Annotated in this window: 24 protein-coding genes and 1 pseudogene; 2 read left to right on the top strand and 23 right to left on the bottom strand. The window is 41.3% G+C overall.

The window, feature by feature from the left end; genetic code table 11:
* Nucleotides 1–20: 20 nt before the first annotated feature.
* From NNJ73_RS06120 to NNJ73_RS06070, 11 genes and pseudogenes are all read right to left on the bottom strand, one after another.
* A complete protein-coding gene (locus tag NNJ73_RS06120; protein ID WP_254475215.1) occupies nt 21–254 on the bottom strand; it encodes a hypothetical protein in 234 nt (77 codons plus the stop codon).
* A gap of 9 nt (nt 255–263) precedes the next feature.
* Nucleotides 264–1,398 (bottom strand): annotated as a pseudogene (locus NNJ73_RS06115) (phage tail protein).
* A gap of 7 nt (nt 1,399–1,405) precedes the next feature.
* Complete coding sequence (locus NNJ73_RS06110; protein ID WP_254492186.1) at nt 1,406–2,419, bottom strand: phage tail protein; 1,014 nt, start codon at nt 2,417–2,419, stop codon at nt 1,406–1,408.
* 9 nt (nt 2,420–2,428) lie between these two features.
* Nucleotides 2,429–3,430: a phage tail protein gene (locus NNJ73_RS06105; protein ID WP_254492187.1), complete on the bottom strand. Its 1,002-nt coding sequence runs from the start codon at nt 3,428–3,430 to the stop codon at nt 2,429–2,431.
* Between the two features lie 11 nt (nt 3,431–3,441).
* Nucleotides 3,442–4,077 carry a transglycosylase SLT domain-containing protein gene (locus tag NNJ73_RS06100; protein ID WP_254492188.1) on the bottom strand — a complete coding sequence of 212 codons (636 nt, stop codon included), beginning with the start codon at nt 4,075–4,077 and terminating at the stop codon, nt 3,442–3,444.
* Nucleotides 4,070–6,175 (bottom strand): glycine zipper family protein, encoded by a 2,106-nt coding sequence (locus NNJ73_RS06095; RefSeq protein WP_254473217.1) that lies wholly within the window; start codon nt 6,173–6,175, stop codon nt 4,070–4,072. Before NNJ73_RS06095 ends, NNJ73_RS06100 begins: the two co-directional genes overlap by 8 nt.
* Nucleotides 6,172–7,590, bottom strand: a complete 1,419-nt coding sequence (locus NNJ73_RS06090; RefSeq protein WP_254493139.1) for a hypothetical protein — start codon at nt 7,588–7,590, stop codon at nt 6,172–6,174. The genes NNJ73_RS06095 and NNJ73_RS06090 overlap by 4 nt, the downstream gene beginning before the upstream one ends.
* A gap of 39 nt (nt 7,591–7,629) precedes the next feature.
* Complete coding sequence (locus tag NNJ73_RS06085) at nt 7,630–8,553, bottom strand: hypothetical protein (RefSeq protein WP_254493137.1); 924 nt, start codon at nt 8,551–8,553, stop codon at nt 7,630–7,632.
* Nucleotide 8,554: 1 nt separating this feature from the next.
* Nucleotides 8,555–8,980, bottom strand: a complete 426-nt coding sequence (locus tag NNJ73_RS06080) for a hypothetical protein (protein ID WP_254493135.1) — start codon at nt 8,978–8,980, stop codon at nt 8,555–8,557.
* A complete protein-coding gene (locus NNJ73_RS06075) occupies nt 8,980–10,440 on the bottom strand; it encodes a hypothetical protein (RefSeq protein WP_254493134.1) in 1,461 nt (486 codons plus the stop codon). The genes NNJ73_RS06080 and NNJ73_RS06075 overlap by 1 nt, the downstream gene beginning before the upstream one ends.
* A gap of 1 nt (nt 10,441) precedes the next feature.
* On the bottom strand, nt 10,442–11,149 hold the full coding sequence (locus tag NNJ73_RS06070; RefSeq protein WP_254493132.1) for a hypothetical protein: 708 nt from the start codon (nt 11,147–11,149) through the stop codon (nt 10,442–10,444).
* Nucleotides 11,150–11,213: 64 nt separating this feature from the next.
* On the opposite strand from NNJ73_RS06070, the gene NNJ73_RS06065 reads away from it, so the two are divergent.
* Nucleotides 11,214–11,522, top strand: coding sequence for a type II toxin-antitoxin system RelE/ParE family toxin (locus NNJ73_RS06065; protein WP_254493129.1), 309 nt, complete (start codon nt 11,214–11,216; stop codon nt 11,520–11,522).
* Entirely contained in the window at nt 11,503–11,787 is a 285-nt protein-coding gene (locus NNJ73_RS06060) for an addiction module antidote protein (protein ID WP_254493127.1), read from the top strand. Before NNJ73_RS06065 ends, NNJ73_RS06060 begins: the two co-directional genes overlap by 20 nt.
* A gap of 35 nt (nt 11,788–11,822) precedes the next feature.
* Here NNJ73_RS06060 and NNJ73_RS06055 read toward each other — a convergent pair whose 3' ends face one another.
* The 12 genes from NNJ73_RS06055 to NNJ73_RS06000 all read right to left on the bottom strand — a co-directional run bounded on the left by NNJ73_RS06055 (nt 11,823) and on the right by NNJ73_RS06000 (nt 23,036).
* Nucleotides 11,823–12,203 (bottom strand): hypothetical protein, encoded by a 381-nt coding sequence (locus NNJ73_RS06055; RefSeq protein ID WP_254473231.1) that lies wholly within the window; start codon nt 12,201–12,203, stop codon nt 11,823–11,825.
* Between the two features lie 11 nt (nt 12,204–12,214).
* Nucleotides 12,215–12,595 (bottom strand): hypothetical protein, encoded by a 381-nt coding sequence (locus NNJ73_RS06050; RefSeq protein WP_254473233.1) that lies wholly within the window; start codon nt 12,593–12,595, stop codon nt 12,215–12,217.
* A gap of 21 nt (nt 12,596–12,616) precedes the next feature.
* Nucleotides 12,617–13,741 carry a N4-gp56 family major capsid protein gene (locus NNJ73_RS06045; protein WP_254492204.1) on the bottom strand — a complete coding sequence of 375 codons (1,125 nt, stop codon included), beginning with the start codon at nt 13,739–13,741 and terminating at the stop codon, nt 12,617–12,619.
* Nucleotides 13,742–13,830: 89 nt separating this feature from the next.
* Nucleotides 13,831–14,715, bottom strand: a complete 885-nt coding sequence (locus tag NNJ73_RS06040; protein ID WP_254492205.1) for a hypothetical protein — start codon at nt 14,713–14,715, stop codon at nt 13,831–13,833.
* Nucleotides 14,716–14,728: 13 nt separating this feature from the next.
* The gene (locus tag NNJ73_RS06035) at nt 14,729–16,747 is read right to left on the bottom strand and encodes a portal protein (protein ID WP_254492206.1); all 2,019 of its coding nucleotides are present in this window, start codon (nt 16,745–16,747) and stop codon (nt 14,729–14,731) included.
* Nucleotides 16,732–18,060 (bottom strand): PBSX family phage terminase large subunit, encoded by a 1,329-nt coding sequence (locus NNJ73_RS06030; RefSeq protein ID WP_254493125.1) that lies wholly within the window; start codon nt 18,058–18,060, stop codon nt 16,732–16,734. The genes NNJ73_RS06035 and NNJ73_RS06030 overlap by 16 nt, the downstream gene beginning before the upstream one ends.
* Nucleotides 18,041–18,376, bottom strand: coding sequence for a hypothetical protein (locus NNJ73_RS06025; protein WP_254492208.1), 336 nt, complete (start codon nt 18,374–18,376; stop codon nt 18,041–18,043). The genes NNJ73_RS06030 and NNJ73_RS06025 overlap by 20 nt, the downstream gene beginning before the upstream one ends.
* Nucleotides 18,377–19,050: 674 nt before the next feature.
* Entirely contained in the window at nt 19,051–19,578 is a 528-nt protein-coding gene (locus NNJ73_RS06020; protein ID WP_254493123.1) for a hypothetical protein, read from the bottom strand.
* A gap of 15 nt (nt 19,579–19,593) precedes the next feature.
* On the bottom strand, nt 19,594–20,031 hold the full coding sequence (gene ssb / locus NNJ73_RS06015) for a single-stranded DNA-binding protein (protein ID WP_254473245.1): 438 nt from the start codon (nt 20,029–20,031) through the stop codon (nt 19,594–19,596).
* Nucleotides 20,032–21,021: 990 nt separating this feature from the next.
* On the bottom strand, nt 21,022–21,705 hold the full coding sequence (locus NNJ73_RS06010) for a hypothetical protein (RefSeq protein WP_254493121.1): 684 nt from the start codon (nt 21,703–21,705) through the stop codon (nt 21,022–21,024).
* Between the two features lie 84 nt (nt 21,706–21,789).
* Nucleotides 21,790–22,314 carry a Rha family transcriptional regulator gene (locus NNJ73_RS06005; RefSeq protein ID WP_254493118.1) on the bottom strand — a complete coding sequence of 175 codons (525 nt, stop codon included), beginning with the start codon at nt 22,312–22,314 and terminating at the stop codon, nt 21,790–21,792.
* 290 nt (nt 22,315–22,604) lie between these two features.
* Nucleotides 22,605–23,036, bottom strand: coding sequence for a hypothetical protein (locus tag NNJ73_RS06000; RefSeq protein ID WP_254493116.1), 432 nt, complete (start codon nt 23,034–23,036; stop codon nt 22,605–22,607).
* Nucleotides 23,037–23,194: the final 158 nt, after the last annotated feature.

Below are 23,194 nucleotides of genomic sequence, written 5' to 3'. Positions count from 1 at the left end.
TGCTTTCCTCCTTACTCCCTCTAAAGAGCTTCATCCAAAGAACACTCTTTCAAATCCTCAAGATCTGCGCTTAAGCTCTCTAAGCGTTTCTCCATCTCTTTCTGCGAACCATCAAACTCTGTTTTCAAAGCTGTTGTCACTAAATCAACAATCCCTTGAAGCGGCGTATGCAAAAAGCCTCCCCCTGAATACAAAACGACCCGTACTTGGGACGGGTCGCTAAGCTCTGATATCGCAAACGGTTTTAAGGTCATTTCAACTCCTCATGTTTTAATCCCATAAATTACACTCACATTAACGGGGCGCGTTTCAGCGCCACCAACCCTCTCTGACATAAGATGATGATCATGATGCGCCCTATCATGAATGCCCTCTTTGAGAGGCGTCGAATAATATAAAAAGTTCGCAAAGGGGCTTCGAATAAACCAAGGCAAGCGCGGCGGCTTATCTTTATCGGTAAACCAAAAGGGAACCTCTACTTGTGAACTTCCTGCGATTTGATCAAATTCTTGATTACACATTTCCAAGGCATCACCACTCAACCCTAAACACTCCTCTTCATCCAGTGATCTCTTTCGCCTTGGCAAAGAAGCTTCAGAAGAAGAAACATCTCGTTTCTTGCGTGAAGAACGGTCAACCGAAGAAGCCGGTCCTATTAAATGTTCATGCGCTTTTAAAGAACACGCTTGCTGGCTGGCAAAAACGCCAAGGGTCTAGACCACGTTCATAATCTGTGCCCCGTAAAAACATCCCCCGAAAATCGGGAACATTAAATGTCGAAACGCCATCTCCCGCGCCCCATGTCGTTCCTATCGCGTCAAACAACGCTCTATAACTGCTTCGCAAATAAGCACGCCCATCACAGACTAACCAGCCTTCCGGCAAGCGTTCCATTGCAAAAGGACCAATAAAACCAGACGGTAGGCGTTTTAAAGAAGACGCTTTTCCCCTTGTTGGATTGAGAATTTGCCAACCGCTTATCTCTTCATCATACATAACAGTATAAAGACAGCCCTCTTGGATCTCGCCTCCCGATAAGGCTAATAAACCGCTTTCTGTCGCCTTATAAACGGGCTTAGCAGCCAAATTATCCAAAGCAATCGTGGTCGCCCCAACGTTTTTACCTTTCGCTTTAAAACAAACCGTGATACCATTCTTATACGCTAAAAATTTCGATTGACTTTGAAGACGTATCGCACTCGTCTTTTGTTTTTGATCAACTGTAATAATACCCTCAATACCCCCCCCCGTATCGGATAAATACTCACTGACTCTTTGCATCATAAAACGCGCGCTGTTATTGACCGTGTTAGGGTGCTGTCCCTCTGACCAATTAATCAAGCTATCTGCCCCACCATTCTCAGAGGCGCTCAAAGACCAATCATAAATCGTTGACATCTTGACCTCACGTCTTAATCCCAAACACAACACTCATATTAATCGGGCGTGTTTCACTGACACCTGAACGAGCCCAAACAACATCACGCATGTGAAGATGGGAATGGGGAAAGGCAAGCACATGATGCAACCGTATATCCTCTGCACGCACACCCAAACGCTCGGCAAGCTTTTCCCTTTGCTGCTCATTCAGCACATACCCCCAGATAATCATCATATTTCCATACCAACTCTCTTCCTCATTGGCATCATTCAAAATCGTAACCGATTGACCTCCATGTTCATGCTTTCTCATAGTGTCATGCTGTAATGTGCCAAGATAACGAAAACGGTCTATCTCGCGATCATCATCAACACCCCGCAAAAACACGCCACGCAAATCGGGAACATTAAACTTCGTCCAACTATCACTGCCACCCCATCTTGTTCTTATCGCTTCATAAAGTGCTGGATAATCACTGCGCAAATAAGCAGCCCCATTACAGACTAACCAGCCTTCTGGCAAAACTTGCATTCCAAAAATCCCTATCGTACCGGTAGGATAAACTGAAATCATTGGTTCTTGTAATAAAGGCAAGGGGGTAGGATTCAAAACATGCCAACCATTATCCCTATAAACCAAACGATAAATGCACCCCTTTTGAAACTCGCCTCCTGTCAAAGCACGCATGCCTAATTCCGTCGCCTTATAAAGAGGCTTGGCGGGTAAAGCATTTAAAGCAATTGTTGTTGCCCCAACATTCTTGCCCTTCGCTTTAAAACAAACCGTGATACCATTCTTATACGCTAAAAACTGACAGTGGCTTTCAAGTCTTATCAACGTCGTTTGTTGTTCCGCATCAACCGTAAAGGTATTTGCAATCATACCACTCGTATCGGATAAATATTCCTTTACGCGTTGCATCATCACACGCGCACTATTATTCACGCTGCTAGGACGCTGTCCTTCTGACCAATCAATCAAATCATCACAATAGGCATTCTCAGAAGCTCTCAAAGACCAATCATAGATCGTCGACATCGTAAAACCTCATGTCTTAATCGCATACAGAACAGAAACATTCACTGGACGCGTCTCTCCTTCACCAGAGTTTCTCAAGTCAACCTCTTGATCTTCATCAAGAGCATAGGGGCTTGCAATATAGCTCCCTAAATTCTCACGCTCTATTCCCATAAAGTTTGCAAGAGCCCCCCCTCCAAACAATCCTAGACGGTACCCCAAAACAGCCGTCGTATTCCCATCCCAAAAATCTTCATTGCTCGTAAAATGGGGAAAGGAAAGACTTTGCCCCTGATGTTCGTGTGACTCCATTAAATCTGTTTGCACACTTGCAAAAGAACGCCCTTCATCAATATGACGACCGCTATCAACACCTCGTAAAAACATCCCCCGAAAATCCGGAACATTAAACGTCGTAACACTATTCCCTTCTCCCCAAACCGTCCCTATCGCAGAAAACAGATCACTATAATCAGTCCGCGAATAAGCCTTTCCATCACAGAGTAACCAACCTGTTGGAAGATCACGCATCGCAAACGTTCCGATAAAACCAGTAGGATAAAGACTGAGTTCTTCTTCTAAAGGGATAGAGGTGGGATTAACAAGGTGCCAATGATCTCCACTAAATACCAATGTATAAATGCATCCCTGTTGGATTTCGCCGCCCGATAAAGGACCAATCCCTAAGGCGGTCGCTTTATAAACCGGCTTGCCCTCTAAAGCATTCAGAAAAACTGTCGTCGCTCCAATATTCTTATCCATCGCCATAAAGCGTAAAACGATACCATTCTTGTATTCTAAAAACTGTGATTGGCTTTCAAGCCTTATCGTACTTATTCGTTGGACATGATCATTCGTCACAATCCCTTCAAGTGTTCCACCCATGTCTAACAAGTATTCCTTGACACGCTGCATCATCACACGCGCACTGTTATTGACTGTGTTAGGGTGTTGTCCCTCTGACCAATCAATCAAATCATCTGCGCGCGTGTTATCCGCCGCTCTTAGCGACCAATCATAAATCGTTGACATATTTGTGACCCCTAAACTCCGTAAAATGCCCGCATGAATTGCGTCATCAAAGGATTATCATCTTCACGCTCTTCTTCTTCCAAAGGCTCTTCCTGTGACGCTAGTAATACCCGTAAAACCTCCAGCAAGTTCTCTCTATCGCCCATACCACCCCGTGCGATAGGGCTTGCTCTATAAGGCTGTCCACCATACATCTGAAATACACGATTAACAAAATCACTTGCGCGCATTGCGTTATTGCCTGCATTCAAACCAACCGCATTGCTCCCAACCAATTGCGCTGCATTGGCATGGGGATTTTGCAAAAGCCGCGCTGCTCCCCCTGCTCCTTGTTGATGGGCTAAATACAGTTCCGCATCTGTAGGCGCCCTTCCCAACAAACGGCTTAAATGGTTGCGATTATCAAGCGTAAACCGCCCCATGGCATCGGCTGCCTGCATGGGGTCAAAACGGTCTTGTAAGCCATATTGCTTAGCGGTGCTGTCTATGAACTGATACAACCCACCCGCAGAAGAACGGGGATTCCTTGCATTGGGATTACCGCCACTTTCAACTTGCGCAACACGGTATAAATAGCTTTCCGGCAAGCCATACCGCACCGCTGCTTGACGTATCGCTTGATCAACTGAAGGGTTATATCTAGCCATAGATTTTGCTCCTTGCAAATCTGCCCGCTTCTCCCATCAATGCCGAAGAAATGAAATGCATTGTCTTCTCAGTCAAAACTCCCTTTTTATGCCAATTTATGAACCTTTGTACCATTTGAGCTACTTCTTGCTGGGTCATACCTTTAACGCCAAAAGTTGCTAACTTTGCTATATCACTTTCAAATATTTGTCTCTCTTTTTGAGGCAATTTTTTAATCGTATCAGATAAAATATTTTGAGTAATTTTTGCCCCTTCATGTGCTGCACTAACTTTTCCGTGCGGTAAGCGAACTCCTTCTAGAACAGAAGCCTCTGGTGTTCCTTGAAACGGCTTTAGTGATCTTTGCGCCGCATCTTGATAAAATCTTTCATCATCTAAAGCTTTTCTAAACGCTTTAACGTTTGTAGGACTTAAAGATCTGCTAAGATTTTCAGACATGCTCTCCGTTTGTAAAATATTCGAAAGTCTATTAACAGAGCGGGATTTCTTTAATATATCATCGATATAATCCCTTATCCCTACGTGATAGGTATTAAGACCATTCGGCATCGCTCCTTTACGAAGTCCTTCGGCTATTCCCTCTCCTGAAATATCTTTTTCTGCAATTCTTTTGCCTTGTTGTATCGCTTCTTCAAAACCTTCATATTTTGCTACACTACTACGGGCTGCTTTATAGGTAGGAGAGATTTCATCCGTTATCTTTACCAAATTGTTCTTAAGCATTTGGTACCCTGAAGACTTTTGATTATCACCAAAATTTTTATACTTGTCGCGAAGATCATCAAGAGACTTCTTAGCTTGATCTAATAATTCCATCGTAGGCTTATAGTTAATATGGGGAAAATCTTTATTATAAAATCGTTGAGCAATTGCTTTTCGTGGGTCTCCTTTTAAAGTATCAACTGCTTCTTTGAGAGCATCTTGAAACCATTGATTTTTAAAAAGCCTATTAAGAGCTGGATAATACCTTTTTCCTATTGGAGTACGATAAGCTTGTGCATAAAGAGGTGTATATTCTCTTTTCCCTTGCTCTTCAAGCGCCCTTTTTAAAACTTTCGTATCTTGGAGAGGAGTAATGTTTTCATCTGCCGATTGACCAATACGGCGGATAGCGTTCTGTACCCTTTCCCCATGAGCATGTTTCAAAAGTTCAGAAACGCGCGTATTTGTTTTTCCCATATTAGCAAGTGATACTTCTAAATTCGGACTAATATCTGTCAAAAATGCGTGACGCGGCGCACTTGCAAGGCGTTCTGCAACATTCTCAACACCATCATCATATAATGTTTTTGCAACTTCTCTAACCGCTTTGGTTTGAACGTCTTTATAAGCAGGATTAAAATGCCTTCTTACAAAAGGAACCTGTTGCAATCCATGTCCCGCTTTTCTTAATCCCCAAGAAGCTCCTGTACCAGCAAGAGAACCAACAGGACCAGCAACTGCTCCAATACCACCACCAATCCCTGCCGAAGCAAGGCGGTCATAAAGACCATCTCCCGCACCAGAACCATGTAAAGCACCAGAACCCGCTCCTAAAATTGCCGCCTTACCAATATTTCCAAATGTTGATGCCGCAGCACCTACTCTCAAAAGTCCAAGCCCAGGGACAAATGAAAGTGCTGTTGGTACAAACGAACCAGCAATATAACCAATAGAAGACAACACTGGATGTTTCTTTTCCAAGGCTTTTAGGTAAGCGCGCTCTTCTGCTATCCTTCTGTTGTAAATCTCTTCTGCCCGTTTATCGCCTCTCCAATAATCCATAAAACCCGCTTCATTCGCCGCTTGTATCTCATCACTATATCCTGCTGTCAAACCAGATGCACCATGACTCCTTAGTGCATCCCACCACGTAAGATCTTTATCATCAAATGAAAAATCATCTGTTACTCTTGATTGATTTGCTGTATTTTGTAATCCTTCAACATATAAAGGATAGTCGGCTACATAAACATCATCACCAAGCTCTGGTACACGATCTCCTGGTCGATAATGTTTTCCTGAATTGCTGTGTTTAAGAGGATAATCAGCTACATAAACATCATCACCAAGTTCTGGTACACGATCTCCTGGTCGGTAACGCTTATTGTTCATCATCTTTTTGCCTCCCTATATACTGGAGTACCATTATAATCAACCACTGTTCCAGGAGGATAATTATATAGCTCTTCCCTGCTACTTATCGTTGGCAAGTTTGCACCGCCTCCTTGCGATATCGACTGATTAGAATATTGAGCAGAGGGATTTGAACGCGGTCTTACTTCCATTCCTTTTGATAACCTATAAATTTCCTCATCATTGAGTTGTTTAAAAAGATCAAACATATCTTTAATTTTTAAGAGCGTTTTATGTAGTTCTTCAGGTTTATCGCTAATATCCAAAGAACCATAAGATGCTACCAACCGCGCGCTTTCTTCATTAGATAACGGTCCTACTCCCAATGAGCCATTTTCACTTTGTTTTTTGATTGTTTCAATCACTCGAGTAAAGATACCACCTTCAAGCTGTTTGAACTTCTTTTTTAATGAGTTTGCATCAGATCCTGGAACAAGCAGAGCGAGTGAACCAATTATACCTGCAACCTTATCGGGGTTCTCATCTATAAGTTTAAGAGCATCATTAACTGTACCCATAATGTTATCAATTTCTTTTGCTGCTATAGCAGCAGCGTTTCTCTTATTTATTTCCCACTCTTCTATTTCTTTTTTCTTCTGATTATATTCAAGTTCCTGCATAGACCCCTTAACCGGTCTATATTCAAGTTCACCTGTCTCTGGATTGGTATACGATTGAAAGCCTTCTGGGGTCTTACCACCTGTTAGCAGTGCACTAAGCATTTGAGGGTTACGTGCCATGACAGCAGCTTCTTCTTCACTGTAGCCTTTGGATTTTAGATACTCGACGGTTTGGTTAACCTGCCCTCTTTGTTTATCGCCTTCATTAAGATGCTTCACACCACTTGCAAGCGCATCCCATCCAGAACCACCGGAGGGTGCTGCCGACATGCCTGCAAAAAGATCTTGAAGCTTTTTATAAGCATCTGATTGAAAAAACTTATAAGTATTGGATTGTAAAAACTTTTCTAAATCTGTTGGTTCAGAAGGCGGTGTTTGTGATGTAGGTGGCAATGGTTGTGTTTGGGGAACATCAACTTTAGGTGTAAGTTCTTGTAAGGATTCCTCCAGTGGATTTGGCATAGGTGGATGATTGCCTACACCAAGAGGCATTTCCGTTTTAAGAGCCGTAGAGGGCATAAATGGTCCATATGGCTGCTGCATATTTTGTAAATAGGGGTTGGAGGGGGCTTGAACCTCCTCTGGTGCCATCAAAGGGGCGAGAGTCATCCCCGCAGCAGTAGATATAACACTCTTTGGATTTGCTTTCATGAATTGTCCCAATCTTTGCGCCCCTGTAACCGCTTTTGGAGCCAATCTGGGATAAAGATATCGCATAATATGCGGTGCAAATCTCGCTCCTGCCACTAAAGCCATTGGGATTATCGGTGCAACCATCACACTCTCCTACAAAGCTATTGTTTAATTATTCTTCAGTTATTGTTTCTTACGAAGAAGTTCGATGACTTCTTTCGACATTCCTGCTGCTACTGCCGCTCCTGCTGGACCACCCATCATATAACCAAAAGCCATTGGTGCTGCCTGAAGCGCTAGAGAACCTACAGTTCCTACATTCCTCCAAGGATTATTGCCTTGCACCAGAGAATTCGTACTGTTATTCGTCGTCGTACCGTAATTTCTTGCAAAACCATGACCGGCATTCATCAACATGTTCAGTCTGTTCCAACCGCTATTGTCCTGCTCCAGCCAACGTTCGCGATTGGCATCAACAAGCCGTTGATTATAATTATCAAGCACGCCTCCTCCCTGTATGGCATTAGAATAGGCATTACCATAACCTTGTAAGAAGTTATTCGAAGCTCCCAACTGGTTTTGATTGGCTTGATCAATCATTGCATTGGCTTGCATCATGTTCTGTACATCTTGATTATACTGGTTTGCTGTAGCACTTGTAGACAAAGCACTAAGTTCATTTGCCAATACATCTGTATGTGCACCAGATCCATAACGACCTGCACCTGCAAAAGAACTGTTAATCGTATCTCTTACACGGTCTAAACTATTTTGAAGAGCGGCATTAAAAGAGGAATTCTGTCCAACCATACCGCCAGAAGCCATTCTTCCAAGATTATTTGCTGCCGACGTTGGATTGTAGATCGTATTCATCAAAGAACGGTTTTGATAATGATGAGGTATACTTCCAAGTCCACCAATGGCATAGCGCGTCTGATCACTTAACGGCGCAACACGCGGACCACCATAAACATTACCACCCATCCCTGTGTTATACATTTGATAGGCATCTGCACCACCACGCTTAAAAACATTCTGCATCCAAGAAGGCGGAGCGCTCGTCTGCACCTGCTTCTGTTCTGTCGTTGTCGGTGTCTTGCTCCCCATGTCATAATTCCTTCCTGTAATAAAGCATCGTTATGCCATAACCTTGCTTGTCTAAGGCGCGCTTCCAACCAAGACGCCCTAAAATCTCTATCTCGAAGGCGCCATTCTCACGCGCCCAATCCTCTGCAACTTTCAAATTGTCAACTTGATCAAGAACGCCCTTACCACTACATTCACAAATCAAGGCGCGCTTCTTTCCTAAAACTGTCTGTTGTATCTGGGTTGTAACAGCCGCTAAAAATCGCTCGTCATCATCCAAAACAAGCCACAACTGTTTCTTGCCACTGCAAATGGCTTCAATCAGTTCTTGTAACGTAACTTCATGTTTGAAACGCTCTACATAATCACTCAATGACGCAATGATCTCTTCAAAGTATGGGGCTATACGCTCCAAATCCCAAGAACTGGTCAAATAGACTTTTGCCATTATCCTCTGCCTAAAGGACGTAAATCAACATTAAAACCCGTAATCATCGTCCAAGATTCATATTCGGGAATGCGCAATTTAAAACGGTGATAACGATTGCGTGAACGTCCATGATAAGCACCTGTGACATAAGAACATATCCTCTCCTTATGCCATGTGATCGGCGTATCGTGATTGCGCAATCTTCTTTCCCCAATGCTTAAAAGACCTTGCGTCGTATCAACTTCTGCAAACATTTTTGTAATAAAGCTAAAACTTCCATCCGGTGCCCCCATCTCTTGCGAAACAACCGTTGCCTCCATTGGGGCTCCTGTAAACATAACAAGATGATTTTGATCATCAAAAGCCCCAAGGATAGGCGCACCACTTTGCCAACGAGGGCTATCTAAAGAAGCCGGTAAGGACTCAAGATTGATCGAAATCTCATCCAATTGTTCTAAAGTATAACCTGTCGTAAAGACTGGAAAAAATGTGAAAGGCTTTCCTTGTATCGTCGACCACTTTTGCAAACCCCAATCATAAATAAAGGTAGTTTGCTCGTTGTTACCTCTCTTTAAAGACCAGTAAATCCGGTTATCAACGGGGTCTATAACCCCTTGCATCTCATCAAGAGCAAACTTATCAAATGTTTTAAAAACCGTTCTATCAACCTTTTCAAAGCCTATCGGCAAAAGTTGACCATCCAAACTCATCTGATAAAAGCCACCATCACTCGCAAAAAAGGTGTCACTGCCTCGACAAGCTATAGAGGCTGCACTGCGCGCGCCTCGCTTGTCTTGAATCTTTTGAAACGTAAACACTATCTTAGAACCTGGAACAAAGGTTCCTGCATAAATAGCAGAACGCATAAAAATGAGCGGATTGGTCGTTTCTGTTGCCCCTTGGACATATTCTCCATCCGGAAAATCTTGAAAATCACAATTTTTCTGCTTAACAGTCCAATGGGTTGCATCATCCAAACCAGACCAATGAATGCGATTGGGATTATCTGTCAATTGCATCAAACAAACAAAAGGTCCCCAAACCTTCACCAATCCGGCTTTCGGTGGATTGCCCCCTAAATCTTCAAATCTTTCAGAACTGTGGGTATTAAAGACTTGCGGTTTGTCATTTTTATTCACCGCAATAACTCTTTGACCAAACAAAGCAAATGACCATTGATTATCTTCATGCGCATGATACGTCACACCACTTTGACTGATGTCTTTCCAACCCTGCGTTTGACTGTCATAACTATAAAGCTTTTGCTTACCTCCAACAATAATCTTAACACCATTGCCACTTCTAAAAGCTATACAACCCAACGGCTTTTCTTCCAAAGGAACCTTAGAAACAATCGTTGCACTCGGCATAGGAATGTAACCGCCATCTGCCGGTAAAACATTCACAAGGCTATCTGTAAAGCTGCCATTGACAACCGAAATATCCGGTCGATAATCGGCTATAGGAAAATAAACCATGTTAGAAATCCGTTGGAATTATGCGGGTGACGTTATGACGTTGAGAGGTCTCTGCACGCAATTCATGCAAATGCTCCTTAAAGTCATTGTAAGCTGCCGTTGCACAATCGGGATCTTTAAGGATATTCTTGTACAACTCATATTTTGCACGCGCCTTAATCAAATCAAACGCGTGCACAAACCATAGATGCTCTTCATCAACACTCTCTATCTCTGCTAAGCGCAATGGAGAGAGAATGAGTTGAATTTGATAGGCTCTGTCCGGTGTAGGATAAAGATGCAATTTCCTATCAAAGTAACTGTAACAAACCGGCGTTCCTTGCTGTTCTGATCGCAATAAAGGCTCTAAAGAAACATGGTCCTTACACGCCAAGGCAAACTTATGATGTTCATCAGAACCCAAGTAAACGCTTTTGATTTTAACAGCTGTTTCGATATGGCGGGTATCGGTTGCATCATAAGCCCCTTGCCCCGCCCTTGTTTGAAATACCACATCGCGGCTTTCGTTAAAGTAAAAAGTTTCCCTCTCACAAAAACGAATGGCAGCAAAAATACTTTCTTGGATTTGCGCTACATATTCATCCGCAACGTCATCAATCTCATCTTGAATGACTGACACCATGTGTGAAAGCGTTTTTCTATGACGATAAACATTTTGACCAGCAGGTATCGGTCCGCCCGTCCTAACCCGAATATAATGACGCGCCATTAAAATACCTTTCCCTAATTGAAACGAACTTGACACTCCATATTATGTGCATTATAGTGCACTAATGATACTCATTCATAAAACGATAGAATTTGATACTTGGCTTAAGAAACTTAAAGATAAAAGCGTTAAGGCTATTATTCTTCAGCGTGTTGTACGCTTAAAACAAGGACTTTTCGGTGATGTTAAATTCTTTAATGGCATAGGTGAATTACGTATCCACTATGGGGCTGGTTACAGAATTTATTTTACCCAAAAAGGCTCTGATTTTATCCTTTTGTTATGCGGTGGAGATAAATCAACGCAGCAAAGAGATATTGAACAAGCGTTAAAATTAAAAGAGGAGTACAGTGATGAAAATAACCCCATTTGAACCTGAAAAATATCTTAAAGACATTGAGTCACAACAAATTTTTCTCAATGAAGCTCTTAAAACCGGTGATGCCGCTCATATCGCAGATGCCCTTGGTATCGTTGCTAGAGCCCAAAATATGAGTGCCTTAGCAAAAGAAACCAATCGTGAACGTAGTGGATTATACCGCTCCTTAAGTAAAACGGGAGACCCCAAGCTTTCTACCTTAGTTGCTGTCTTATCTGCCCTTAATTTGCAACTCTCTGTACAATCTTGCAATTCATAAAATAAGGGGAAATTAATAGATCTTTCCCCTTAATTTCAGTGATTTGTCACAAATTCAACGACTATACTTGCTTCACCTGCTTGGACTGTCTTATCAGCTTTAGCATAGAGAGTAAGCTCTTCATCATAAGGAACAAATTCCTTTTGGTTGGTGGGTTTGACCTCTTTGACTGCCTGTTGTTTGATTTCTGCCTCACCAAACTCAATCCCTCCAGCCGTGCTGCCTATTTTCACTTTCGTGTCCGAAAAGGCTGTTTTAACAAATACCTTAATCGAAGTAATTAAAGCCCCTCGAGGCAAAATGCCTATTCTCAGTGCATTCTCTTTATCTTTGTAGCTAAAATTAAGCCGCAAAAAGCTTACTTGCTGGGTATGAAGATTTCTCCCCTGTAACGGAGGTGGTAAATGATCTGCCATGTCTGATCCCCTTAATGATTTGTCACAAATTGTACGACCACAACACATTCACCAGCATCCGTGGTTTTATCACGGGTGGCATAAAGAGTAACCTCCTTATCATTCGCAATAAAAACCTTTTGATCTGTTGGTGTAAAATCTTGTGTTCCTTGGGCTTTGATATCCTTTTCACTAAAATCATTGCCCCCATCGGTACTGCCAATCTTCAACTTCGCTTCTGAAAACGCCGTCTTAACAAATGCTTTCATCGACGTGATCAAAGCACCACGAGGGAGAGTTCCTATTTTCGTTGTGAGATGTTTATCTTTATGCGATATGTTCAACCGTAAGAAACTCACCTGTTGCGTGTGAAGATTTCTCCCTTGTAATGGAGGTGGTAAATGATTTGCCATGTCTTTTTTCCTCCTTAATAATTATGCTGCTTCACCGCTGTAGGTAGGAATGACAATCGTTCCAAAATCTTGTGCTGTTTGTGCACTATTTGGCATTTGGAAACGAGTTTTCTTCATTCCTATCAAGGTCTTCGCTGCAACACCAAATTCACGTTCATAATCAAAATATTCTTCTTTGAGTGTGTAATGCGTTGCACTGTGATTTTTACCAAAACCTATAATCGCACTTTGCGCTCCCAAGAACACTGCACGACGCACGCTTTTGACCGCTGTATGATCGGTCGATTTAACACCATGGGTGACATGGATTGCTTCGCGTAAAACAACCCCGTTATACATGCCAAGAGAACCATCAAAGATTGGGTTCTTCGCACGAGAGGTTGCATAAACCGATTTTTGAATATCTAACCATTCACCGGCTGCTGTATTGGTTCGCAACTGCATCACTTGAGTGGGATGCAAATAGAGAACGTAAACATCATCACCATTAACATGAACCGGAGAAATTTGAGGATTAGCTAGTTTAGCTTGTTTAACCGCTTCATCAATCAATTTAAGGCTAAAGCTATGTTTGGCTTTCTCATTGAGATCTTCATCATTGGTTTTGCCATCTGGACGAATAATGCGCTTACTGCTTGGTGCCATGATTTCATTAAAGCCGTAATGAACCGGTTTAATGTACACTTCTCGACCATCAACATTGATCGTACGCGCTGTATAACCACACACCTGTAGGAAGAACATGATGCTTAAACGATTGGCATACCAGCGAACCAAGCCTTCTTTGGCTTTCTTGCGTAAATTCGGGAGTATTCTCTGTTGATCAATCGAGTCATCATTGGCTACACGCGCTGCATGTAAGAGCTCGTTAATGACCAGCCTATCATTCATAAATTGAAGCGCTTCTTCATTGCCTTCTAGGGTTTCACCTTGAGTGACACCATCCCCAAACAGATTCACCAGCAAACTGAATGTAACGCTATCCCCTGCACTCTTATGGGTTTCATTATAAAGCTGGATAATGCTGTTTGAACTTTTGCCAATCAAGGGGGCAATTTTCGTTGCCTTCAAAACTTCATTACTTAATTTTTGTGACCACAATTTCACTGATTGTGGATCATGGGTTCCTATATGTGTTGTTGCCATTTATTTTACCTTTCTTTGCTGTAAAAAAACCGGCTTAAAGCCGGTGGAAAACCCGCATCAAAGGCGGATTATGCTGTAAAACTTATTGCCTAATCGGGATCTGCACCCATAATTTCATAAAAACGTGCTTCATTCTTTGGATTGGCTATCCAAGCATCAAATTCCTTCTCTGACATATTGGCAAGAGTTTGTTTAGTCATAGGACCTGTTACACCCCCACCACCAGATGCCGTTAAGGTTCTCGCAGAATTCTGCCGACTCTGGAGCGCTGCAATTTGATCATTGACTTGCACCGCTTGGTTCTGATACCCTAGATTTTGCGCTATCCGATAAAGCTCTTCTGCCGGATTAACGCCTTTTTGTGCACACGTCGCGACAATGGTACGTAATTCATCCCCTATAATCGCATCTATCGTGCTTTTTTGCGCATAATTTGGATAAACAGAAGACCATGCATTTAACTGCTTTGCACGCGTCTCATAAAGAAAGTCTGCCGCTGCATCAAAATCACTGTATTTATCCTTAACTGACGCAACAGAATTTTCTAAAAACTGATTCAAATGTCCATTGAATTCTTGATATTCAATCGCTTGTCTTTGCACATCTTGTTGTGCTCTAATATACGCATCTTGCTTTTGAATCCTATCTAACATCCACGACACTAAACGGACAGGGTCCTCACGTAAATCTGGAGGCGCACCTTCTCCTTCAACCATTGGCGCTTGGGGTTGCTGTTCATAAAACTTGACAAGTGCTTCACGGGCTTGATTGGCTTGTTCTACAGCGCGCTGCCGATCTATAGGGACAATTTCTGAAGGCTGTTCAACGGGCTCTGCAATCGGCTCCGGAGCCGTGACATCATGGCTCTCAACCGTTTCCACATCATTGACGGCATCAAAAGAGCCTTCATCATCAAACACCGGTGCTCCAACTCTGTAGTCCTCATTTAGTCCTTCATTCATTTCTGCATTCATTCTTTCACCTTTCTCAAATGCTTCTTCCTCTGTACGTTGCCGCTCGCTCTCGCATGATCTGATTTTGCATCTGTTCATTGATTATGCGTTGCCGTTCAAGTTCATGTTTCTGTTGCATCAACTCTGAATCCAATTCTGCTCTCTTTTGACGCATGAACAATTCAATCTGCTTTCCTTGTAAATCCATCTGTTGCATTTGGCTTTTCGCTGCTATGTCCTGCTGCTTTTCTTGCAACTTCATTTCTTGTTCTGGAGTCATCTGTTGTTGGGCTTGGTAAGCCATTTGCTGCTGTTGTTGAACCTTCTCACTCACACGATTAAGCAGTGACGCAGGCAAGGGTGAATAACGCAACAAATCAAGCATGATATCCGGTGTAACCGCATTTTGAAGCAATGGTAACAATTGCGTAATAATGCCAAAGGTCCGTTCTTTCTCATTCGGACTGGTTGGCGCATCATCTACCACAATATCGTAATCAACACTCATCACTGCTTCACGAGTTAAGGGAATGTATTGCGCATTCTCCTCTCCAGAAATTCGCACCAAACGACCATCAGACAGATAATTCTGGATCAAGTGCAAAATAAGCTTGCCTTGCCTTTTGCGATACAAACGCAAGCCATCAAACAGACAAGCAAGCAGATTTAAACTGGACTGACGTCGTTGTGCCTCCAAAACCCCTGCTTGTGAAACTTCTCGCGTTCCTATAAACTCTGGTGATAATCCTGTGACTTGGTTAATCGCTTCTTTCGCCTCATTAAACAATTGGAAAAAACCCGTTGGAAATTGTGCTACGGGCTTGGGTTGGATCTTGCCACCTGCTAAAGCACCATTTTTTAAAACCGTAATACTATCTGCCCTACTCCAACTTTTTACTGCTTCTCTTTCATCTTCAAAAGCCCCCCTTTCTGCCATAATCCCGCCTTTGGATTGGCTATTGAGAATATGCATCACTTGACTGAAATATTTATTCGCCCACCGTTGCGGATCTTTTGTAGGACGCACAACCCCATAAAATTGCCGCTCTACTTTATCAAAATAACCCGTGATACATTCCCAGCCCAATTGACCAGCAGGAACCATCGGTTGATCGGGGCATAGTAAAACTTTTCTGCCTAAAAAAGCGCGCTTGACCACCTTTTTATTAAAAGCCGCTCCTTGAATATCGGGCATTATACATTGAAGTTGCTTAAATTCTTCCTCGCTATAATCACGAAGTTCTCCAGTGCTTAAATCGGGTGCTTTGTAATATGGCTCGTTTTCAAACCAACGACATTCAACGAGCGTGACCATCCGTCGACCGTTTTCAACATCAATGCCTCTCTCATCATCATAAGCCTCTGAGTCGTTATGATGAACCCCTTCATAAATATTCCCATCCTTCGCCCAATCTGCACTCAGTTCACTCCAATGGGATTTTGGAAACATTTGCCTTGCAACTTCCAAAGGCTTGCGGTCCACATACCACATACGTTGTGCATCCGTTAAATTCGGTTGCACTGCCGCGCTGTCCCAAACCATCTTTAATGGATCTAAACGCGTGATAACCGGCTCGCCATCAAGGCTATTCTCATAATCAAGACGTGTATCAGTCCACCCCATGCCACAAATGACAGCATCTTGGAAAGCATCCGAGTCCGCATATTCGGCTTGTGCCATATCGCGAAACCATTCGGCTGCCCCCGTAAGCAATTCACTTGGCAACGCTTTTCCTATTTGACGGGGAATAAACTGTACTTCACGTTTGTTATTACGCTCTGACCCCACAACCGCATTGACCAATGGTGCAATACGATTAAAAGTCATAACGGGGCGGCGTTGCTCTTTTAATGCCGCTAAATCCGCTTCATTCCACTGGTCTCCATTGTAAAAACGAAAATCTTCACGCGCATGCTCACGCCATTTGTTCACATGCTCAACATCTTCTTTGTACCAACTCACAAGCTTGCGAAACAAGCCTTCTATCGACAGATCTGAAGCGTTGCTATCTTGCTCTAAATGCTCTTCATCATGCATCATTCTGCCATCCATGACGTACTCTCATAAGCTTCTCTACCGCTATAAGCTTGTCTCTTATGTTTCTGTATCGGTTGCTCATAACCCACACACATTAATCCAAAGGCATCTGCCCCATGACTCGACCAATCATGCTCTGCCCCCAAACCAATCCCCCGCTTCTCATCCCATTTTTCATGATACCAGTTCAGTGCCTTACGACCCGCTACCGTTGTTTCCTCGTGAAACCAAACGGAGGGCAAGATACGGCGCACTGCCTCTATCCGCATTTTGACTGCACCAGCCCCTTGATTGGGAATGACTTGCGTTTCAAAACCCGCATCATTAAGAGCACTTTCAAAACTCACATTATGCACACGGTCTCTGGTTGCACCGTCATGGGGGAGAACCATCAGTGCCTTCTCGTAACCATTGTCTCGTAACCAACCAATATGCTCTGAAAGGGGCTGCCCTTGTGCCTCGTAATAATCCAGCACTCTGATCTCTCTGCCAACAAATTGTGCTATCCATATCGCTGTGGCATCTGCTTTGGCTCCCGTTCCCCCAATATCCCAAAACGCCCGTATCTGCATTAATGGGTCACGGGCAACACGCCCTATCCGCCCCTCTTGCTCGGCTGCTAACATTTCCTTTTGGTAGTAAGCACCTTGTACCGCTGTAAGATAAGCCCCTTCCCATATATGCTTATAGGTTTCGGGGCGGGATCTCAAATCATCAAGCCGTGCTTCATTCAAGATCTTGGGAAACTTCGGATTATCGGACCAATTGATCTCTACACGTTTAATCGCTTCATTGTCTGAAAAGCGAAATCGTTTCTCAACCGGTGCGTTATCCCGTAATGGGTTCCATGTTACCCATAACTCGGCTCTCCAGCCCTCTCCTTCTTCACGCAATGTTGGAATAAGCGTCTGCCAAGCTGTCTCTGTAACCGGTTCTGCCTCATCAACCCAACAGAGCAAAATACGCCCCATGGATTTGATACTCGCAATATTGCGGTCTAGTCCAGAAAACTGAAAAGCTATACGACCATCATTTGACTTAATCGAAGCTTCCCCAACTTTGTAATAATCTTTTAAAAAATCATGGGCTTCAATAGCGCGCTTAATTTCCTCCAAGGAACTTTCTGCCAACGAATTTTGAAACTGACGCGCACAAAGAATAGTGCCTGATATCCCCTGCATACCAAATTGATAGCCTTTTAAAGCCGCCATTAAGGCAAATGATCTTGTCTTTCCAGACCCTCGTCCACCCCAAGCTGCCCGCACCAAAGCATCTCCTGCAAAAAGTGGAATAAGCTTTGGTACAATCTTAATCTGTCTTGTCGTCATTCATTGTTAAAGGAGCAATTTCTACACGCCCTATGATCTTAATCGCGCCCCCATTCTCACCCGTCACTTGCAAAGGCAAGATCTTACCCAGCAAGGCTAAATAAGCCGCGGGGCATTTGAGTGCTTGCTGTTCTAAATAAGAAATTAGCCCTTCCTTGCCATACTTATTGCCTGCCAATTCAGCTGCTTTAATAATTGCCTCTTTAAGAAGACGTGTATTTTTATTCGGAACGCCTTTGACACGCCCCATACCTGCCCTCGCTGGTCTCAACTTTTTTGCTGTTTGAAAAACCTGTTCTGTATTTTCAGATGTCATAAAATACACCCTCCAGATAATAAAAAACCCCGCATTTGCGGGGATTTTTGACTGTACATCACCCTCATTAGACACAATACACCTAAGTACAGCAATGTCATTAAATACGATTTGCTACACTTTGTCAACATAAAAATAACACATATTGATAATTTCAAAGGGAATCGATATTAGATGAAAATGTAATTAATAAAAAAAGATAAAATCTAATGTTAATGCCATATTTAAAGAAAATTGTCTTATTCGGGATAATAAGTATCTTATTCACTGGTCATGTAAGTAGTCAACCGTCAACAAAAAATGCTTCTTCGGAACATCTATGTCTAGATGGCAAAATTCCTGTTTTCCGTGACATACAAAATCGATCATCTTTTGTTACTTGTGCTTCAGAAGAAATTCTTGATTATATTTATTCTAATGAATTAAACGAGCTCCCTAGAGATAAATTTACAATAACTGCTATAGAGGAAAAAACATATAATGAATTCTTAAAACATTATTTTAATAGAAATAAGATAATAGAATGGTTCGTAATAGGCTTCGTAATCGTTACCATAATGTCTCTCCCAATTAACATACTCTGGCGATTTAGACTAAAGATTCCTGCATGTTTATTCGCAATAATGACGGCATTATCTGTTATTGCCATTCCCTATATATTGGGTTGATAGTATCTACTTTTGTAAAAAGTGCTTCTGAAGCGTATTAAGAGCCACCCGTAGTGAACTCACAAGTGGTAATTCTTGATCTTCTATAACAAGGTACTGTAGCGCAGCATAAAGATTGTACTGTCTATAAAGATGTTGCGCTTCTTTTATTGCCTCTTGCGTGTTTAAAAACTTCTCTGTTGCAAATTTTACCCATTTATCCCTTGCCTTATCATCAGCAGATGACGGCATTTCGTCATAAATCGCGCTTGGCAATCCTTTTGCACATAGATAATCGTTCCTTATCTGTAGGTACTGTTGCGCGGTGTCATATTGCTCTTGTGTAAGTATACCTTGCAAGCAAAGCCGCCCTATATAAGACCCAGCAAGTGGATTTTTTGCCTCATGTAAGCTTAAACCGAAGCGTTTTGCACGCATTTCTATAGCCAATTTATCAATGGCTTCACGCGGTTCTTTTGCACGTGATATACGACCATTGGCTTCTCTTGTCTGCCCTGTAATCTTAGGGCGTCCCCTCTTTTTATTTTTTTTCACAACACCGCCTTCTGTTTAAAAAGGAACATCATCATTTAAAGCGTTTGTAGACATATCAAGAGGTCTGTGAATGCTTGCATAAACTGATGACGGCTCTTGATCATCGTTATTTTTACCATCTAAAAGCTGTAATTCACCTTTGTAAGGAGGCAATATGACCTCTGTTACATACCGTTCACTACCGTTTTTATCTTGCCATTTACGGGTTTGTAAGCGTCCCTCGATATAGACTTTGCTACCCTTCTTAAGATACTGAAGAGCCACTTTTGCAAGATGTGGATTAAACACCACAATGGAATGCCACTCTGTTTTGTCTATTCTCTTATTGGTTGCCTTGTCTGTATAGCTTTCAGACGTTGCCATGCGAAAATTGACCACCTCGATACCAGATGACATTGTTTTGCTTTCAGGATTTGCACCTAAATGACCAATTAACATCACTTTATTAAGCATTTGCTTTGCTATCCTTTTTATGGGAAATAATACTTAGAAACAAAAATAACTGATACATAACAATAATATAGCACATTATGCTATATTATTACAAACAAAAATAGTTTTAATAAACTGAATCTAAAGAATGAATCCCATTTTTATTTTACTTATTTGCTTGCGTTTTTACACGTTTTGTGCAATAAAAGAGATGTTCTTTTATTGTGATTAATCTAATCGCTTATTGGAATCGTTAATTATTTTGAGCATAAAGACCGTATCAATTCATTTTGATGCGGTTTTTATGTATTAAGGCTTGTGATTTTGCACGCTTTGTGTAATAAAAGAGATGTTCGTAAACTTGTGAATAACGATAACAGAAATGCATTGCAAAACAGAAGCCGTGTTCATAAAGGGGCGCGGCTTTATTATTTGAATGTAATAAAAATCTATAGCTAGTACAAAAGAAAACCCTGTTATGTAAAAAACATAACAAGGTCTTCTCCAATTTCTCAGATCTCAGACAAAATATAGCACATTATGTGTAAAAATACAAGCGTTGAGATACAAAAAAAACCGCATCTTTAAAGACACGGCTTCTTTTGTAGCGATTTTTAAAAAGTATATTGTTTTAAACCTAAGGAACGGTTTAAATACAACGCCATTATGACGTTGCAACAGAAAGTTTTTTTACGCTTTCTATGTTTTTAATATAGAACAATATGTTGATTGGTTCAATTTAAATAAAAACAAACTTGCGTTTATACACAAAGTATGTATTTTATAAATTGATCTATTTGATTATGAATTTTATTTTGTTTGATTCATTAGCTATAAAAGCCGTATCAATTTATTTTGATGCGGTTTTTATATATTAAGGCTTGCGTTTTTATACGTTTTGTGTAATATGTTCTCTAGTATTTAGAAGATGTATTATTGGAATCCTATTCTCAAAAGCCGCGTTCTTTATGACACGGCTTTTTTGCTATAAAACAGCCCCCCGCCCCTTATTTACGCTGTTTTATCTAAAGTTTGTTCACTACCATCGATATCTTTATAAATTTTTCTATTGCCTTTAATAACGGTATTGCCATTAATTTTTACAGAGAAATAAACTTTTACTTTTCCTTGAATGCACGCATTATCATAAATCTCTGCCTCGGGATAAATACAAGCTGACCCCGATATTTTTGCATTCCCATAAATAAAGCCAGCAACACAAGCGCTATTTAAAATTTTTGCATTGTCATAAATTCTTGCTTCTTGAGATACCATAGCTTTATTACAAACAATGGCATTCCCATAAATTTCACCACAAATTACTGCATTATCGCATATTTTTGCATTGCCATGAACATAAGCAGTCTTTTCAAGAACCCGCGCTTTATCACTAACCACTGCATTTCCTGCTATCCTTGCTTCCATAACAACACAAGCGTCATTACGTATTTTTGCATTTTCACTAACAATAGCATCATATGCAACTATAGCATCATCATATACCCAGCAATTGCCATCATGAGAGAGGTTGCTTTCATTTTCAATAAAACCACCTAAATCCCCAGCCTTAACATCATCAAAATCCCTTAATGCACGAATGCGATAAAAGTGTTTAGGTTGCCGAGTCTCATCATCGTAAACTTGTTGTGTTTCATCAGTAATTTCATATTTTTTAGATACATTTATAGTGGTCATAGGTAGCTCCTAATCTAATATTCGATTAATTTGTAAATGAAATGAGATGTTTTAAAGAGGCGCCCCCGCACCGCCGCTGTTTTATTACGCTGCTTTTGCAATAGCGTTTGTTAAAACACGCTTGGCTTCTGTTGTAACCAATTTGTAATGATCAAGTTCTTTTTCGATTTCATCTATTTTCACAAGACGACTAAATATGATGCCCATGATTTTAGGATAATTCGTCAAAACATACTGACGAAGATAATTAAAATCATCAAAATCATGTTCTGTAGAAAATAAATCACGATTTGTTGATTGGCTTTTTAATTCATAGAAAGCTTTAACAAGCGCCTTTTTAAATGCACGCACCGTGTCATTATTGCGCATATACGTCATCAGTAAAGTTGCTTGCGATTCATTAAGAATGGCAACTTCTCTTTTTTGCCAGCCACCCTTTGTTTTAAAGGGTACGATTTCAAATCCAACCCTTCCAAACTCTTCAAAATCTTTAATATTTTTACGCACAAGCCTAATAACAGTAGCATGGCTATTTCCAACCCCTGTTGCAATAGCTAAAGAAGTTGTTACAGCAATACCATTATTGTTGACTGTTACTAAATTGTTCATAGGGAACTCCTTATCAAAAAAAGGTTTCTATTGACGACCCTATAAGGGCGCCGGGCGCTAGAAACACGGTGATAAGTCCGCTGTATGCTTTCCCCTCGGAAGGGTATTGTATAACATAACCACACCCGGCAAATTCATTATATACTCTTAAAGCATAAAAGACAGCCAGTATTTTTAAGAAATGGGAGAAACCTTATCGTAGTTTATCCGCTTATCACAAGTGTTTCTACACACTTGATGCTTTCTTAAACCAGCCTTCCCTTAAAGTCAATACGTATTTTTTATTTTTTTCACTTTTTTTCATTTTGATGCTTACCTAATTGAATATCAAGCGCTTTTTCTAGCTCTCTGTCCGTCTCTTCACTCGATAATGGGTAGCCTCTCTCCAAATCATTCGTGATCTCACAAATCAAACAATCATTCTTTGTACGTTCTTTAATTTTCATATTTACCTCGTCTATCAATGCTTCAAAATTCAAAATGTTTTTTGGTAACAAACCACCATAAATCCACGCTTTCACTTGAGCCTTCGTGCTATAATCTACATTCGCAGGCGTCTCATGATACTGACCGCCTTCAAATTCCTCATATTCCCTCATTCCATCACCATATTCGTAAAGATTATAAAAATACTCAGTAACCCCTAATCCCCATGGTGCATATCCAACCGCTGTTGCAATAAATTTCTTTTGCTGTCTTGATTTACGATTTCTTAAAAACATTTGATTTAATATCCCCTAGTCTAAATCCATAACTTTACCTATGGGTTTATTTGCCTCAAATTGGACCGTACAGTAGCGTTTTTATTTTCAATGTGGTTTTTATCATAAAAATCTAAAATCGTTCTGTACGGTGCTTTTTTAGCTATTTAAACCCATAT

The organism is Bartonella sp. B1099, from assembly GCF_944801835.1.
In the GTDB taxonomy this organism is placed as follows: Bacteria; Pseudomonadota; Alphaproteobacteria; order Rhizobiales; family Rhizobiaceae; genus Bartonella.
The sequence above is the reverse complement of the archived record's forward strand: the minus strand, read 5'-3'. Positions and strand labels throughout refer to the sequence as shown.

What these genes read in the sequence shown, in the direction of transcription:
- NNJ73_RS06065 (WP_254493129.1), top strand. Translation starts at nt 11,214, where the DNA reads ATGATACTCATTCATAAAACGATAGAATTTGATACTTGGCTTAAGAAA.
- NNJ73_RS06085 (WP_254493137.1), bottom strand. Translation starts at nt 8,553, where the DNA reads ATGGGGAGCAAGACACCGACAACGACAGAACAGAAGCAGGTGCAGACG.
- NNJ73_RS06030 (WP_254493125.1), bottom strand. Translation starts at nt 18,060, where the DNA reads ATGACGACAAGACAGATTAAGATTGTACCAAAGCTTATTCCACTTTTT.
- NNJ73_RS06045 (WP_254492204.1), bottom strand. Translation starts at nt 13,741, where the DNA reads ATGGCAACAACACATATAGGAACCCATGATCCACAATCAGTGAAATTG.
- NNJ73_RS06000 (WP_254493116.1), bottom strand. Translation starts at nt 23,036, where the DNA reads ATGTTTTTAAGAAATCGTAAATCAAGACAGCAAAAGAAATTTATTGCA.
- NNJ73_RS06040 (WP_254492205.1), bottom strand. Translation starts at nt 14,715, where the DNA reads ATGAATGCAGAAATGAATGAAGGACTAAATGAGGACTACAGAGTTGGA.
- NNJ73_RS06025 (WP_254492208.1), bottom strand. Translation starts at nt 18,376, where the DNA reads ATGACATCTGAAAATACAGAACAGGTTTTTCAAACAGCAAAAAAGTTG.
- NNJ73_RS06055 (WP_254473231.1), bottom strand. Translation starts at nt 12,203, where the DNA reads ATGGCAGATCATTTACCACCTCCGTTACAGGGGAGAAATCTTCATACC.
- NNJ73_RS06060 (WP_254493127.1), top strand. Translation starts at nt 11,503, where the DNA reads ATGAAAATAACCCCATTTGAACCTGAAAAATATCTTAAAGACATTGAG.
- NNJ73_RS06110 (WP_254492186.1), bottom strand. Translation starts at nt 2,419, where the DNA reads ATGTCGACGATCTATGATTGGTCTTTGAGAGCTTCTGAGAATGCCTAT.
- NNJ73_RS06105 (WP_254492187.1), bottom strand. Translation starts at nt 3,430, where the DNA reads ATGTCAACGATTTATGATTGGTCGCTAAGAGCGGCGGATAACACGCGC.
- NNJ73_RS06090 (WP_254493139.1), bottom strand. Translation starts at nt 7,590, where the DNA reads ATGGTTGCACCGATAATCCCAATGGCTTTAGTGGCAGGAGCGAGATTT.
- NNJ73_RS06005 (WP_254493118.1), bottom strand. Translation starts at nt 22,314, where the DNA reads ATGAACAATTTAGTAACAGTCAACAATAATGGTATTGCTGTAACAACT.
- ssb (WP_254473245.1), bottom strand. Translation starts at nt 20,031, where the DNA reads ATGCTTAATAAAGTGATGTTAATTGGTCATTTAGGTGCAAATCCTGAA.
- NNJ73_RS06075 (WP_254493134.1), bottom strand. Translation starts at nt 10,440, where the DNA reads ATGGTTTATTTTCCTATAGCCGATTATCGACCGGATATTTCGGTTGTC.
- NNJ73_RS06010 (WP_254493121.1), bottom strand. Translation starts at nt 21,705, where the DNA reads ATGACCACTATAAATGTATCTAAAAAATATGAAATTACTGATGAAACA.
- NNJ73_RS06120 (WP_254475215.1), bottom strand. Translation starts at nt 254, where the DNA reads ATGACCTTAAAACCGTTTGCGATATCAGAGCTTAGCGACCCGTCCCAA.
- NNJ73_RS06095 (WP_254473217.1), bottom strand. Translation starts at nt 6,175, where the DNA reads ATGATGAACAATAAGCGTTACCGACCAGGAGATCGTGTACCAGAACTT.
- NNJ73_RS06100 (WP_254492188.1), bottom strand. Translation starts at nt 4,077, where the DNA reads ATGGCTAGATATAACCCTTCAGTTGATCAAGCGATACGTCAAGCAGCG.
- NNJ73_RS06070 (WP_254493132.1), bottom strand. Translation starts at nt 11,149, where the DNA reads ATGGCGCGTCATTATATTCGGGTTAGGACGGGCGGACCGATACCTGCT.
- NNJ73_RS06035 (WP_254492206.1), bottom strand. Translation starts at nt 16,747, where the DNA reads ATGGATGGCAGAATGATGCATGATGAAGAGCATTTAGAGCAAGATAGC.
- NNJ73_RS06080 (WP_254493135.1), bottom strand. Translation starts at nt 8,980, where the DNA reads ATGGCAAAAGTCTATTTGACCAGTTCTTGGGATTTGGAGCGTATAGCC.
- NNJ73_RS06050 (WP_254473233.1), bottom strand. Translation starts at nt 12,595, where the DNA reads ATGGCAAATCATTTACCACCTCCATTACAAGGGAGAAATCTTCACACG.